The sequence below is a fragment of the Microbacterium sp. NPDC055357 genome, from assembly GCF_053644835.1.
Genome location: NZ_JBSHLZ010000005.1, coordinates 194,521 through 208,149, shown reverse-complemented (window position 1 = coordinate 208,149; position 13,629 = coordinate 194,521). Strand labels below are relative to the sequence as shown.

General features: G+C 71.8%; 12 protein-coding genes. All 12 read right to left on the bottom strand.

Going from position 1 to position 13,629, the window contains the following annotated elements:
- Position 1: 1 nt before the first annotated feature.
- Positions 2-1,513, bottom strand: coding sequence for an L-arabinose isomerase (gene araA / locus ACWICD_RS09245; RefSeq protein ID WP_454139992.1), 1,512 nt, complete (start codon positions 1,511-1,513; stop codon positions 2-4).
- Between the two features lie 87 nt (positions 1,514-1,600).
- The gene (locus tag ACWICD_RS09240) at positions 1,601-3,235 is read right to left on the bottom strand and encodes a xylulokinase (RefSeq protein WP_454139991.1); all 1,635 of its coding nucleotides are present in this window, start codon (positions 3,233-3,235) and stop codon (positions 1,601-1,603) included.
- Positions 3,232-3,978, bottom strand: a complete 747-nt coding sequence (locus ACWICD_RS09235; protein ID WP_376128485.1) for an L-ribulose-5-phosphate 4-epimerase — start codon at positions 3,976-3,978, stop codon at positions 3,232-3,234. Before ACWICD_RS09235 ends, ACWICD_RS09240 begins: the two co-directional genes overlap by 4 nt.
- Positions 3,979-4,232: 254 nt before the next feature.
- On the bottom strand, positions 4,233-5,246 hold the full coding sequence (locus ACWICD_RS09230; RefSeq protein ID WP_454139990.1) for a LacI family DNA-binding transcriptional regulator: 1,014 nt from the start codon (positions 5,244-5,246) through the stop codon (positions 4,233-4,235).
- Between the two features lie 409 nt (positions 5,247-5,655).
- A complete protein-coding gene (locus ACWICD_RS09225; protein WP_454139989.1) occupies positions 5,656-7,119 on the bottom strand; it encodes an aldehyde dehydrogenase (NADP(+)) in 1,464 nt (487 codons plus the stop codon).
- 4 nt (positions 7,120-7,123) lie between these two features.
- Positions 7,124-8,581: an FAD-dependent oxidoreductase gene (locus ACWICD_RS09220; protein ID WP_454139988.1), complete on the bottom strand. Its 1,458-nt coding sequence runs from the start codon at positions 8,579-8,581 to the stop codon at positions 7,124-7,126.
- Complete coding sequence (locus tag ACWICD_RS09215) at positions 8,574-8,855, bottom strand: (2Fe-2S)-binding protein (protein ID WP_376128493.1); 282 nt, start codon at positions 8,853-8,855, stop codon at positions 8,574-8,576. The genes ACWICD_RS09220 and ACWICD_RS09215 overlap by 8 nt, the downstream gene beginning before the upstream one ends.
- Positions 8,852-10,018, bottom strand: coding sequence for an NAD(P)/FAD-dependent oxidoreductase (locus ACWICD_RS09210; protein ID WP_454139987.1), 1,167 nt, complete (start codon positions 10,016-10,018; stop codon positions 8,852-8,854). The genes ACWICD_RS09215 and ACWICD_RS09210 overlap by 4 nt, the downstream gene beginning before the upstream one ends.
- On the bottom strand, positions 10,015-10,722 hold the full coding sequence (locus ACWICD_RS09205; RefSeq protein WP_376128497.1) for a GntR family transcriptional regulator: 708 nt from the start codon (positions 10,720-10,722) through the stop codon (positions 10,015-10,017). The genes ACWICD_RS09210 and ACWICD_RS09205 overlap by 4 nt, the downstream gene beginning before the upstream one ends.
- Before the next feature lies 1 nt (position 10,723).
- Positions 10,724-11,695 carry an ornithine cyclodeaminase family protein gene (locus ACWICD_RS09200; RefSeq protein WP_454139986.1) on the bottom strand — a complete coding sequence of 324 codons (972 nt, stop codon included), beginning with the start codon at positions 11,693-11,695 and terminating at the stop codon, positions 10,724-10,726.
- Positions 11,692-12,693, bottom strand: a complete 1,002-nt coding sequence (locus ACWICD_RS09195; protein WP_454139985.1) for a proline racemase family protein — start codon at positions 12,691-12,693, stop codon at positions 11,692-11,694. The genes ACWICD_RS09200 and ACWICD_RS09195 overlap by 4 nt, the downstream gene beginning before the upstream one ends.
- 26 nt (positions 12,694-12,719) lie before the next feature.
- On the bottom strand, positions 12,720-13,625 hold the full coding sequence (locus tag ACWICD_RS09190; RefSeq protein ID WP_376128502.1) for a dihydrodipicolinate synthase family protein: 906 nt from the start codon (positions 13,623-13,625) through the stop codon (positions 12,720-12,722).
- Positions 13,626-13,629: the final 4 nt, after the last annotated feature.

The following is a 13,629-nucleotide window of genomic DNA, read 5'->3' as shown; positions in this document are numbered from 1 at the left end:
ATCAGATTCCCTGAGCGAGTCGGTAATACGCCTGGTTCCACCGCAGCTCGCGCTGGAACCCGCGGACCGTGGTGTCTTCGTCGATGACGACGAGCTCGGTGGCGGCGATCTCCGCGAAGTCACGGAACACCTCGACGCCGACGGCGGTCGTCATCACAGTATGGTGCGCGGCGCCCGCCGTCAGCCAGCAGGCCGCCGACGTGGCGAAGTCGGGTGCGGGCTTCCACACGGCGCGACCGACCGGGAGATTCGGCAGGTCGGGCGCCTCGACGTTCTCGACGACGTTGGCGACGAGGCGGAACCGGTCACGCATGTCGCTCATCGCGACGACGAGGGCCGCCCCCGGATCGGCGGTGAAGACGAGCCGGACGGGGTCGTCCTTGCCGCCGATCCCGAGCGGATGCACCTCGAGACGCGGCCGCGCGTTCGTGAGCGAGGGCGACACCTCGAGCATGTGCGCGCCGAGGATCTTCTCCTCACCGGCGACGAGGTCGTACGTGTAGTCCTCCATGAGGCTGGCCCCGCCCGGCAGGCCCGCACCCATGACGTTCGCGACGCGCACGAGGATCGCCGTCTTCCAGTCGCCCTCCGCACCGAAGCCGTACCCCTCGGCCATGAGCCGCTGAACCGCCAGGCCCGGCAGCTGCTTCAGGGCGCCGAGATCTTCGAACGACGTCGTGAAGGCACCGAAGCCGCCCTCCTCGAGGAACGAGCGCAGGCCGAGCTCGATCGCCGCGCCGTCACGGAGCGACTGGTGGCGCTCGGCGCCGGGCCGCAGCTCCCCCGTGACGTCGTATTCGTCGAGGTACACCGCGACGAGGTCGTCGATCGCGGCATCCGTCACCTGCCCGACCGCCTCGGCGAGTTCGTTGACGCCCCACGTGTTGACCTGCACGCCGAAGCGCAGCTCGGCCTCGGTCTTGTCGCCCTCGGTGACGCCGACGTAGCGCATGTTGTCGCCGAACCGCGCGAGCTTGAGCGTGCGGGATGCCGCCCACCCGGCCGCCGCGCGCTGCCAATCCTCGATCTGCTGACGCACGGCGGGGTTCGTCACGTGACCGACGACGGTCTTGCGGGCGACGCCCAGGCGCGTCTGGATGTACCCGAATTCGCGGTCGCCGTGCGCTGCCTGGTTGAGGTTCATGAAGTCGAAGTCGATCTCGGACCACGGCAGTTCGACGTTCGCCTGCGTGTGCAGGTGCAGAAGCGGCTTGCGCAGCGCATCGAGTCCCGCGATCCACATCTTGGCGGGGCTGAACGTGTGCATCCAGGCGATGATGCCGATGACGTCGTCGCGGGCGTTGGCCTCGAGCGCGAGGCGGCGGATGCTGTCGGCGTCGGTCAGCACGGGCTTCCACACGACGGTGACGGGAAGGTCCGCCAGACCCTCCACGACGGCCTGCGACTGCGACGCGACCTGACGCAGCGTCTCGTCGCCATAGAGGCCCTGGCTGCCCGTGACGAACCACACTTCGTAGCCGTCGAGGGAGGTGGAAAGGGGTGTGCGGGTCATGAGGATGTCTTTCGATGAGCGCAGGTCGCACGAGCCGGGAATCCGGATGCGGGTCCGGCTTCGCGCGATTTGCGGAGGGGAACGGGGTCAGAGAGCGGCGACGGCAGCGGCCTCGACGGCGAGCCCGGCGCGGTAGCGCTCGAGGTACGCGTCGAACCCGGCGATGTCCGCGGGGTCGGGGTCGGCGGTCACGACGACGGCGTCCGCGAAGACGCGGTCATCGAGATACGAGGAAAGAGATACGTCGGACGAGCCCGCTCCAGAGGCCGCGGGCTCGAGGAGCGTGCCGGGGTGGGCTGCGGCATCCGTCGCGATGAGCGTGCGCGCATAGGCGGCGAGCACCGCGATGCCCCACGCGCCACCCTCGGACGCGGTGTCGCGGACCGAGACGGGTGCCGCCAGTGCGCCGGCGAGGAAGCGCTGGGCGACGCCGGCCGTGCGGAACAGGCCCCCGTGCGCGAACATCCGATCGAGTGCGACGCCCTCGTCGGTGAGCACGCGCATGCCCAGCGCGAGGGTTCCGAAGACGCCGTAAAGCTGGGCGCGCATGAGATTGGCGAGCGTGAGGACGCTGTCGGGCGTTCGCACCACGAGCGGTCGGCCCTCGGCGAGACCGGCGATCGGCTCGCCGGCCAGGTGGTTGTAGGCGAGGATCCCGCCCGCGTCGGATGCCCCGTCGATCGCTTCGCGGAACAGCACGTCGAACACGGCGTCGAGCTCGAGGGGAGCATCGGCGGCCGCGGCGAACCGGGCGAACAGGCCCGCCCACGCGGCGAGCTCGCTCGCGCCGTTGTTGCAGTGCACCATCGCGACGGGGTCTCCCGCGGGCGTCGTGACGACGTCGAGCTCGTGGTGCAGCCGCGCGAGCGGACGCTCGAGCACGACCATCGCGAAGATGCTGGTGCCGGCGCTCACGTTGCCCGAGCGGGGGGCCACGGCGTTCGTCGCGACCATTCCCGTGCCCGCATCGCCCTCGGGCGGGCAGAGCAGGGCGCCGGGCTCGAGGGCACCCGACGGGTCGAGCAGCGCCGCTCCTTCGGCGGTGAGCCGCCCGGCGGAATCGCCCGCTGCGAGCACTTCGGGAAGCAGCTCGGCGATCGGGGCCGGACCGCCGAGGCCGTCGTAGCGAGCGGCGAGAGCGGCGTCATACGTGCCGGTCGCCGCATCGATGGGGAACATGCCCGACGCGTCGCCGATGCCCAGCACCTTGCAGCCGGTCAAGCGCCAGTGCACGTAGCCGGCGAGCGTCGTCAGGAATCGCACGCGCCGGACGTGCGGCTCGGCGTCGAGCACCGCCTGTCGCAGGTGCGCGACCGACCAGCGGAGCGGAATGTTGACGCCGAGCAGATCGGTCAGCTCGGCGGCGGCAGGACCCGTCGTGGTGTTGCGCCAGGTGCGGAACGGCACGAGGAGTTCGTCGGTCTCGTCGAAGGCCAGATAGCCGTGCATCATCGCCGACACGCCCATCGCGCCGATCCGCTCGAGGGGGATGCCATGACGCTCGCGGACGTCGGCGGCGAGCGCGGCGTAGGCCGAGCGGACTCCCTCCCAGACGTCGTCGAGCGAATAGGTCCAGACACGGTCCTCGAAGCGGTTCTCCCACTCGTGCGAACCGGTGGCGAGCACGATCGACGGCTCGTCGGCGTCGACGAGACACGCCTTGATGCGCGTCGATCCGAGCTCGATCCCGAGCGCCGTGCGCCCGGCTGCGATGGCGTTCATCGGCGATCGTCCCCGCTCTGCCCGTACACGTTCTGGTAGCGCTCGTAGAGGCGGTCGATCGACTCCTGCGGGATCGGGATCAGCGGGCCGGCTTCGCGCGCCAGGTGCACCGTGCGCGCCGCGTCTTCGCACATGACGGCGGCCTTGACGGCGTCCCGCGCCGTGACGCCGATCGTGAAGGGGCCGTGGTTCTGCATGAGCACGGCACGACTGCGGTGACCCGTGAGCGTGTCGACGATCCCGCGCCCGATCGAGTCGTCGCCGATGATCGCGAACGGGCCGATCGGGATCGGCCCGCCGAACTCGTCGGCCATCCCCGTGATGACGCACGGGATCTCTTCGCCGCGCGCGGCCCAGGCGACGGCGTAGGTGGAGTGCGTGTGCACGACTCCCCCGACCTCGGGCATGTGCCGGTAGACGTAGGCATGGGCGGCCGTGTCGCTCGACGGGCTGCGGTGGCTGCCGTGCGAACCGGGGACGGTGAGGCCGTCGAGGTCGCAGAGGATCATGTCGTCGGCGGTGAGCTCGTCGTACGAGACGCCGGACGGCTTGATCACGAACAGATCGGCGCCGGGCACGCGTCCGGAGATGTTCCCGCCCGTCCACACGACGAGGCCGTAGCGCACGAGCTCGCCGTGCAGTCGCGCGACGTCGTCGCGGGTCGCGGCGATGGCCGCCTCGACGTCGGGGGCGAAGGTGCGGCCCGCAGCAGCCGCGTCGGAAGTCGTCACGATGTCCTCCATCGGTTTCGCGTCGATGTTACCGGTACCACGCGCGATCGACCACCCGCTGCCCGCGCCGCGTCGACCGTCGCCGAGCCGAGCCGAGCCGAGCCGAGCCGAGCCGAGCCGAGCCGAGCCGAGCCGAGCCGAGCCGAGCCGAGCCGAGCCGAGCCGAGCCGAGCCGAGGCCCACTCTGCCCTGACCGCGAGACCGCAACGGGCCGCCGAGACTGCGGGTATACGCCGCAGTCTCGAGCTGCGGTTGCAGTCTCGCGGTCAGGAGAGGGGATGCGGCGGGGGCGCTGTCGAGTCGCGCACGACGAGCACGGGGGCGGCCACGGGCGGTTCGGTCCCGCCCCGCACGACCGCGACGGCGCGGCGGGCCTCACCGGGCAGGTCGACGCGCACGGTCGTGAGCGCGGGAGCGTAGAAAGCAGCGTCGGGGTTGTCGTCGAACCCCGTCACGCTGATGTCGCGCGGCACCTCGACCCCCTCGCCGCGCAGACCCGCGACGAGCCCGAGCGCCATCTGGTCGTTCGCGACCACGACGGCCGTCGGTCCGCGGCCGTCGCGTGCGGCGACGGCGACCTCGTTCGCGAGCCGGGCGCCGGCTGCGGCGCTCCAGTCTCCGCTCCAGCGGGGACCGTCCGCGATGCCCGCCGCACGCAGGGCATGCTCGGCGCCCTCGTCACGCGCGACGGCCTCGAGCCAGTCGGCCGGACCCGCGACACGCGCGATCCGACGGTGCCCGAGCACGACGAGGTGCTCGACGGCGAGCGCCATGCCCGCCCTCTGCCTGTCGGTCCCTCGGCCGGCGTGCAGCGCGACGAGCGGCGTTCCCGCGACGGCGTGCTCGAGCGCGGCGAGGCTCGCCGCATGCGGCGCGAGCGCGACGAGCCCGTCGACCCCCTGCGCGAGCAGGCGGTCGGCCGCCGCGACGACGGACTCGGGGTCGGCAGCGTCGGCGTAGGCGGTCGCCGTCCATCGGCCGGCCTCGCGCGCCGCGGCTTCGAGCGCGGCGATGCCGACCGACGGCCCGTACAGGGTCGCATCCGAGGCGATGACACCGAGCGTGCGCGTCTCGCGCGTTCCGAGTGTGCGGGCGGCGTTGTTGATCCGGTACCCGAGCTCGGCCATCGCCGCGAGCACGCGCGCCCGCGTCTCCGGCCGGATGCTCGCGTGCTCGTTGAGCACGCGGGAGACGGTCTGGGCCGAGACTCCGGCCGCGCGGGCGACGTCCCGCACGCCCACGCGCCCGCGGCGCGCCGGTTCGGTCTCGTTCTCGCCCATCGCGCTCACCCTACCGGCGCTCATCTCGCCTCCCGCATCGCCGGGGACGCGCCTCGCCGTGCCGTGGGCGGCCGGCGTCGCGGCATCCGCCATCCGAACAACGGATGCCGGCGCGGCTGAAACTCGCTCGCCCCGGAACGTCCTGCCCGCTCGCCGGAGGCGACGGAGTCAGGCGAACGAAGGGATGCCGCCCGTCGCCAGCGGGGCCCGGCCGGCGAGGCGCCGGACCGAGCTGAGCCGAAGCAACCCCACCAAGTCGGCGAGCCACGCCGAGCCACGCCAAGCCACGCCAAGCCAAGCCAAGCCAAGCCACGCCCCGAGCCCCGCCGAGCCGACCGGACCGGACCGGACCGGAGTCGAATCGCACCGACCCCGGCGACCCGAGCCGCGACCCGCGACCCGCGAAGGATCAGGACGCGGGGGCGAATACCCCGTCGACGCGACGCGGGATGCCGAGCGGGTTGGCGTCCTGCAGCGCGGCCGGCAGCAGTGCATCGGGCACGTTCTGGTAGGTCACGGGGCGCAGGAACCGCGTGATCGCGGCGGCGCCGACCGACGTCGTGCCCACGGCCGTCGTCGCGGGGTACGGTCCGCCGTGCTGCTGCGCCCACGTCACCGACACGCCCGTCGGCCACTGGTTCCACAGCACACGACCGGCCTTCGTCGCCAGGATCGGGATCAGCTCGCCCGCGACGGCGTCGTCGGCCTCGCCGATGATCGTCGCCGTGAGCTGCCCGTCGAGCACCGCGGCGACCTCCACGAGCTCGGACTCGTCCTCGTACGTCGCGACGAGTGCCCCGGGGCCGAACATCTCGGCGATGAGCCCCTCGGGGTCCTCGCGCAGGGCCGCGGCGGTCGTCTTGAGCAGCACCGGGGCGGGGTCGCCGTCGGCGGTCGGAGCGCCCACGAGCACCGAGACGTCGTCACGGCCCGCGGTCTGCTCGACGGCCGTGCGGAATCCGTCGGCGATGCCGGGGTTCAGCAGCGCTGCCGGCGCCGGCAGCGACGCACCGGCGAAGAGAGCCTCGAGGTTCGAGTCCGACGGCACGAGCAGCACGCCGGGCTTGGTGCACAGCTGACCCGCACTCCCGGTCACCGACGCGAGGAAGTCGGTCGCGATCGTCTCGCCACGCGAAGCCGCCGCCGAGCGCGTCACGAAGGCCGGGTTGACGCTGCCGAGCTCGCCGAAGAACGGGATCGGCTGCTCGCGCGACGCCGCGATGTCGAACAGTGCGCGTCCGCCCGAGATCGAGCCGGTGAACGCGGCCGCCTGGATCTGCGGCGCCTTGAGCGCCCGCACGCCGGATTCGGTTCCGTAGACGGTGTCGAACAGCCCCTCGGGAGCGTCGACCGAGGCGAGCGCGTCACGGACGACGCGGGTCGTCGCGACCGAGAGCTCGGGGTGTCCGCGGTGCGCCTTGACGACGACGGCGTTGCCGGCCGCGAGCGCACTCGCGGTGTCGCCGCCGGCGACCGAGAACGCGAACGGGAAGTTGCTCGCCGAGAACATCAGCACGGGACCGATGGCCTCGAGCTGCCGGCGAAGGTCGGGGCGCGGAGCGCCCATGGGCCAGTCGGCGTCGGCGTGGTCGATGCGCGCATCCAGCCACGTGCCCTCTTCGAGCACCTCGCCGAACAGGCGCAACTGGAACGTCGTGCGCTTGAGCTCTCCGCGCAGGCGCCCCTCGGCGAGATTCGTCTCGCGCTGCGCGATGGGCACGAGCTCGTCGGCGTGCGCGTCGAGCGCGTCGGCGATGGCGTTCAGGGCGCGCACCCGCTCGGCGATCGTGGAGTTCTTCCACAGAGCGGATGCCGCGGCGGCACGCTCGACGATGGCGTCGACGTCGGCGGGGGCGGTGACGGGAACGTTCATGGATTCAGTCCTTTGCGTCGGCGATTTCGGCGAGGTCGGCGACCCGCAGGGGGATCCCCACGGGGCGCTTGGCGAGATGTTCGAGGTCGGCGGCGGCCGGGGCGCGGCCCGATTCCGCGCCGACGAGGCACGAGAGCGCGAAGCCGCACACCCGACCCTGACACATGCCCATGCCCGGTCGGGCCGTCACCCGCACGTCACGGGCATCGTCGGCGCCGAGCGAGTGGACGGTCGCCCGCACCTGGGCCGCATCGACCTCTTCGCAGCGGCACACGAGGGTGTCGTCCGCGAGCCAGGTCGACCAGTCGGAGGGCACGGGCGAAGCACGGTGCATCCCCACGGCGAAGCGACGACCGCGCGAGATGCGGCGGCGCAGGCGACGGCGCGTGCGGGGGTCGTCCGGGCGACCCGCGTCGGCGGCCGCCGTGAGCGCGGCGAGCTCGCCCTCGGCGCACGACTGCACGGCCCCGCCGATGCCGGTCACCTCTCCGGCGAGATAGACGCCGTCGACGCTCGAACGCTGGTCGGCATCGGCTTCGGCGACGAGCGACGCGTCGACGTCGATGCGGGTAGCGAGCCCGAGTCCGACCGCGAGTTCGAGCTGCGGTGTGAATCCCCAGCCGAGCGCGACGAGGTCGGCCGCGACCGTGCGCTCGGTGCCGGCGCGCACGCGGCCGCGCGCGTCGACGCGGGCGAGCACGGCCTCGCGCACGCGGCCTTCGCCGCGGACGGCGGTCACGACCGTGCGGGTGCGCAGCGGAATGCGGTTGCGGAGGAACGTCGCCGCGTACGCGACTCCCTCGAGCAGCTTGCCGGGCTCCTGCACGGCGCGGAAGGGGGTACGCGCCCAGCGCGAGAGCGCATTGGCATCGCACACCGCGACGACCTCGACGCCGGCCTCGGCGAGTCCGGCGGCGACCGAGAGCAGGAACGGCCCGGTTCCGGCGACGACGGCGCGGCGCCCCGCGGCGACCTGGTTCGCCTTCAGGAGCGCCTGCACCCCGCCGGCCGCCATGACGCCCGGCATCGTCCAGCCAGGGATCGGCAACTGCCGGTCGTAGGCACCCGTCGCGAGCACGATCCGCCGTGCGCGCACGGCGCGGTCGGCGGGAGGCACGGTGTCGGTGCCCGCCACGGCCGTCGTGCGCAGCACGAAGCTCTCATCGCGGTCGACGCGCCAGACCTGACGCCCCGCGACATGGGTGATGCGACCGTCGGCGACGGCGCGCCCCAGACGCTCACGCAGCGCGGTGTAGTGGGCCCAGTGGTGGTGTCCGGTCGATTCGGGCAGCTCGAACGATGCGGGATGCCGCTCATCAGGGTGGCGCCAGTACTGGCCGCCCGTCTGCTCCCCCGCATCGACGAGGGCGACGCGCAGACCCCGCTCGGCGGCGGAGACCGCGGCCGAGAGTCCGGCCGGCCCCGCCCCGACGACGGCGAGATCGAAGCTCGAGTCAGTCATGGTTCGCTCCCGGAAGCGGCCGGGCCGGGTCATCGCTCAGGACGGTCTGCCCGTCGCACGCGGGTGTGACGCACGCGCGCTGCGCGCGGCGGTCGTCGACCGTGAGCAGGCAGTCGAAGCACACGCCGATACCGCAGAAGAGCCCGCGCGGCTCGCCGCGACCGCGGGTCGACCGCCACGACGAGATACCCGCGGCCGTGAGGGCGGCACCCACGGTCTGCCCTTCGCGGAAGGGCACGGGCACGCCGTCGAAAGTGAGCTCGGGCCCGGTCATGCCGCGCTCCTCTCATCGAAGCGGTGCGGGCGGAAGGGCTCGAGCGACATGTCGGTCGTCTCACCGCGCAGCGACTGCACGAGCAGCTTCGCCGTCCCCACCGAAAGACCGATGCCGGCGCCCTCGTGTCCCGCCGCGTGCCAGAGTCCCGGCATCCGTGCGTCCTCGCCGATGATCGGCAGGTGATCGGGGCAGTAGGGGCGGAAGCCCGAATAGGTGCGCATGATCTGCACGTCCGCGAGGACGGGGAACAGCTCGGTGCCCGCGCGCGCGACCAGGCCGACCGCGTCGGCCGAGAACGACGCGTCGAACCCGACCCGCTCCCGGCTCGCGCCCATCAGGATCGTGCCGCTCGGCGTGCCCTCGACGACCGCCGAGACCTGCAGGCCCGCGTCGGAGCTCGCGACGTTCTCGACGTACGACGCCGAATAGACCTTGTGGTACACCGTGACGGGCACCGGTTCGGTCACGAGCACGAAGCCGCGTCGCGGCATGACCGGCACCTGCACGCCCGCGAGCGCGGCGACCTCGCCGCTCCACGGCCCGGCGCAGATCACGACGGCGCCGCCGTCGATGCGACCCGCTGCCGTCTCGATGCCGACGGCTCGACCCCCCACGACACGGATGCCGGTGACCTCGGTGTGAGTCAGCAGGCGCGCACCGCGATCGCGGGCGAGTCGCAGCAGGTGGTGCGCCGCGAGGATCGGCTGCACCTGCGCGTCGTCGGGATAGAACGCCCCGCCGACCATCTCGGGGTTGAGATACGGCTCGATCGCGCGCAGACCGGCCGTGTCGGGCACATCGTCGACGCGGATCCCGAGTCCGCGCTGGTGCACGCACAGGGCATCGAGCGCGGTCTTGCCCCGTGCGCTCGAGGTGACGACGAGTCCGCCCTTGGACTCGAACTCCCAATCCGCGGCGTGCTCGGCGAGCTCGCCCCGCCACAGCGTCTGCGAATAGAGCGACAGCTCGAGCTCGGGGCCGACCTCTTTGTCCGAGACGAGCAGGTTCCCCTCGCAGCGGCTCGTCGTCCCGGCCGCGATCGACCCGCGCTCGACGACGGTGACCGACAGTCCCGCGGATGCCGCGAAGTAGGCGACGGCGGCGCCGATGATCCCCGCGCCGACGATGAGGACGTCAGCGCGTGCGGTGGCCGCCGTCATGACGCGGGCACCGTGCCGATGTGATCCGCGCCGCGCCCGTCGCCGGACCAATCGGTGAGGACGTGCTCGATGTGCGCGTGCACGAGCTCGCGCGCCCGTACGGCGTCGCGCGCCTCGATCGCGTCGAGCATGGCGTCGTGCTCGCGTGCCGACGAGACGAGGTGCCCCTGTTCGCGCAGACCCGAGAGACCGAAAAGACGCGTCTGCGAGCGCAGCGAGGCGACGAGCTCGGTGAGGCGACTGTTGCCCGCGTACTGCAGCAGCGCGAGGTGGAAGTCGCTGTCGGCCGTCAGATAGTCGATGAGGTCGCCCGATTCGGCGCCCCGGATGATCGCGGCGGACTGCTCGCGCAGCGCGGGAAAGGCCGACTCGGGCACGAACGGCGTCGCCCGTTCGATGGCCGGTGGTTCGAGCATGAGACGAAGCTCGGTCACCTCGTGCAGATCGCGCGGTGAGACCTCGGTCACTTGGAAGCCCCGGTTGGGCAGTGCGACGACGAGCCCCTCGCGCGTGAGGTCGAGCATCGCCTCGCGGATGGGGGTCGCCGAGACGCCGAACTCGTCGCCGAGGCTGGGCGCGGAGTACACGCGGCCCGGCTGCATCTCGCCGCTGATGATCGCCGAGCGCAGCGCACGGGTCACCGTGTCGCGGATGCTCGGCTGCTTGTTGAGACGGACGACGTTGCGGGGCTCGGAAACGCTCATCTCATGTCCCCTCTGACCCCTGCTGCTCACGGATGCCGACAGCTTCCATGATCTTCTCTACGACGGCAAGATCTTCCCACGCCATGCCGACACCGGTGTAGACGGCGGGCGCACCGGGCCGGCGGCGCACAGCGCCGTGCACGAGGTCGGCGAGGTTGGCGACCGGCTGCTCCCCCGACGCCCATTCCTCGTCGCTGCGCGCACCGGCGAGGTTGCCGTTCTCGCGGAAGGCCGAGCCACGCGCTTCGACGACGAGGTCGGCGGCGCGCACGAGGTCGGCGCCGAGCTCGCGGTTCTCGGTGCCGTGGGAACCGATCGCGGCGACGACGGCGTCCTCACGCACATCGCCGAGGTCGACCACGGGGGTCGTCGCCGATGTCGCCGTCACGATGACATCGGCCGTGCGCAGGGCGTCCTGCTCGGCGGCATCCGCGTTCAGGCCGTCGGCGCGAAGCTCGGCGACGGCCGCCGCCACACGATCGGGGGTGCGTCCGATGAGCGAGACGCGACCGACCGCCACGGTGTCGGCGATCGTCCGCACGTGCTCGATCGCCTGCGGCCCCGAGCCGATCACGGCGAGATGGATGGGCGTGGTGGGAGCACCACCCGGCGCAGCGGCCAGCAGGTGGGCGATCGCGACGGTCGTCGCCGCCGGCGTGCGCAGTGTCGTCAGTCGCGTACCGTCGAGCATCGCGATCGGCTGCAGCGTCTCGCGGTCGAAGAGCAGGTACCAGGCGTGGATCTTCGGCAGCCCGAGCGACGTGTTCTCGGGCGCGATCGTGGCGACCTTGACTCCCGCCGTCGTGGTCGACTGCGACGGCATGAGCAGGAACTCGCCCTTGGCGAGCGGCGCGAAGAGTCGTTCGTGGTCGTTCTCGATGTCCCAGCCCGAGCGCAGGGCGTCCTCGATCGCAGTGACGGCGTCTCGCCGGGTGAGCGTGCGATCGATCGTGGCGGCATCTACGAGTTTCACAGCTGGAACCCCTTCGGGAACGGATCGGACGGGTCGAGCATGTACTGTGCCGTGCCCGTGACCCACGCGCGCCCGGTGATCGTGGGGATGACCGCCGGGATGCCGGCGACCGAGGCCTCCTCTACGAGGCGGCCGGTGAACGAGGTTCCGATGAACGACTCGTTGATGAAGTCGGTGTGCAGGGGCAGCAGCCCCCGGGCGTGCAGCTGCGCCATGCGCGCGCTCGTGCCGGTGCCGCAGGGCGACCGGTCGAACCACCCCGGGTGGATGGCCATGGCGTGGCGCGAGTGCTGCGCCGTCGAACCCGGTGCCTCGAGATAGACATGGTGGCATCCGCGGATCGTCGGATCGACGGGATGCACCGGCATGTTCGTCTCGTCGACGGCGGCCATGATCGCCAGGCCCGCACGCAGCAGGTCGTCCTTGCGCGCGCGCTCGAAGGGCAGGCCGATGCTGTCGAGCGTGACGATCGCGTAGAAGTTGCCGCCGAACGCGAGGTCGTACGTCACGGTGCCGAGCCCGGGCACCTCGACGGTCTGGTCCAGCCCGACGACGAACGACGGGACGTTGCGGATCGTCACGCGCTCGGCGTGCCCGTCCTTGACCGCGACGTCGCCGACGACGAGGCCCGCGGGGGTGTCGAGCCGGATCGTCGTGACGGGCTCGACGACGGGGACCATGCCCGTCTCGACCAGGACCGTCGCGACGCCGATCGTGCCGTGCCCGCACATGGGCAGGCAGCCCGACACCTCGATGTAGAGCACGCCCCAGTCCGCGTCAGGGCGCGTCGGCGGCTGCAGGATCGCCCCGCTCATGGCGGAGTGACCCCGCGGCTCGTTCATGAGGAACGTGCGGATGTCGTCGTTCTCGGCCATGAAGCGCTGACGGCGCTCCTCCATCGTCGCCCCGGGGAGCATGCCCACTCCGCCCACGATGACGCGGGTGGGCATGCCCTCGGTGTGCGAGTCGACGGCGTGGAAGACACGCTGCGTACGCATGATGGTCCTTCGGGGTCAGATTCGGATCAACGGTAGCCCTTGGCGAGGACCGCTTCGGTGTCGGCGATGATCTGCGCGTTGATCTCTTCGGGCAGCGCCAGACGCGGCGGGCGTGTCGTGATGTTCGACAGCACACCGGCGACCTGCTGCGAGAGCTTGATCGCCTGGACGAACAGCGACTTGGAGTCCCAGCGCAGCAGCGGGTGCAGGTCGCGGTAGATCTCGCGCGCCTTGACCCAGTCCTGCGGGTCGTCGGACGTCGAGAGGTTGTAGAGCTCGACGGTCGTCTTCGGGATGGCGTTGGGGTAGCCGGCGACCCAGCCGCGGGCGCCGTTGATGCCGAGCTCGAACACGACGTCGTCGGTGCCGATCGAGATGTCCAGGCCCGGAGCGAGCTCGCGGATCGCGAACGAGTTGCGGACGTCGCCCGAGAACTCCTTGACCGACACGATGAGGTTCTCGTCGTAGAGGCGCGCGAGCAGGTCGGGACGCAGGTCCACCTTGGTGTCGAGCGGGTTGTTGTAGGCGAGGATCGGCAGGCCCACGGCGCCGACGCGGCGGAAGTGGTCCATGACCTCTTCGTCGCTCGCGCGGTAGGCGTTGGGGGGCAGCAGCATGACGGCGGGAGCGCCGTGCTCGGCGGCGTGCTCGGTCAGGCGCACGCTCTCCAGCGCCCCGTAGGCACCGACACCGGGGATGACGACGACACCCTCGGGGGCAGCCTCCACAGCGGTCAGGAAGACCTGGCGACGCTCCTCTTCGGTGAGCGTCTGGTACTCGCCGAGCGACCCGTTCGGGATGATGCCGGTCACGCCGTTGTCGGTCGTGAAGCGGATGAGCTCCGCATAGGCATCGTGGTCCACCGAGAAGTCGGAGTTGAAGGGGAGCGTGGTGGCGAGGTTGACACCGTGCCACGGCTTGTGTTCGGTCATGTGC

Coding starts and splice junctions, on each gene's coding strand:
- araA (WP_454139992.1), bottom strand. CDS start 1,513: ATGACCCGCACACCCCTTTCCACCTCCCTCGACGGCTACGAAGTGTGG.
- ACWICD_RS09240 (WP_454139991.1), bottom strand. CDS start 3,235: ATGAACGCCATCGCAGCCGGGCGCACGGCGCTCGGGATCGAGCTCGGA.
- ACWICD_RS09235 (WP_376128485.1), bottom strand. CDS start 3,978: ATGGAGGACATCGTGACGACTTCCGACGCGGCTGCTGCGGGCCGCACC.
- ACWICD_RS09230 (WP_454139990.1), bottom strand. CDS start 5,246: ATGGGCGAGAACGAGACCGAACCGGCGCGCCGCGGGCGCGTGGGCGTG.
- ACWICD_RS09225 (WP_454139989.1), bottom strand. CDS start 7,119: ATGAACGTTCCCGTCACCGCCCCCGCCGACGTCGACGCCATCGTCGAG.
- ACWICD_RS09220 (WP_454139988.1), bottom strand. CDS start 8,581: ATGACTGACTCGAGCTTCGATCTCGCCGTCGTCGGGGCGGGGCCGGCC.
- ACWICD_RS09215 (WP_376128493.1), bottom strand. CDS start 8,855: ATGACCGGGCCCGAGCTCACTTTCGACGGCGTGCCCGTGCCCTTCCGC.
- ACWICD_RS09210 (WP_454139987.1), bottom strand. CDS start 10,018: ATGACGGCGGCCACCGCACGCGCTGACGTCCTCATCGTCGGCGCGGGG.
- ACWICD_RS09205 (WP_376128497.1), bottom strand. CDS start 10,722: ATGAGCGTTTCCGAGCCCCGCAACGTCGTCCGTCTCAACAAGCAGCCG.
- ACWICD_RS09195 (WP_454139985.1), bottom strand. CDS start 12,693: ATGCGTACGCAGCGTGTCTTCCACGCCGTCGACTCGCACACCGAGGGC.
- ACWICD_RS09190 (WP_376128502.1), bottom strand. CDS start 13,625: ATGACCGAACACAAGCCGTGGCACGGTGTCAACCTCGCCACCACGCTC.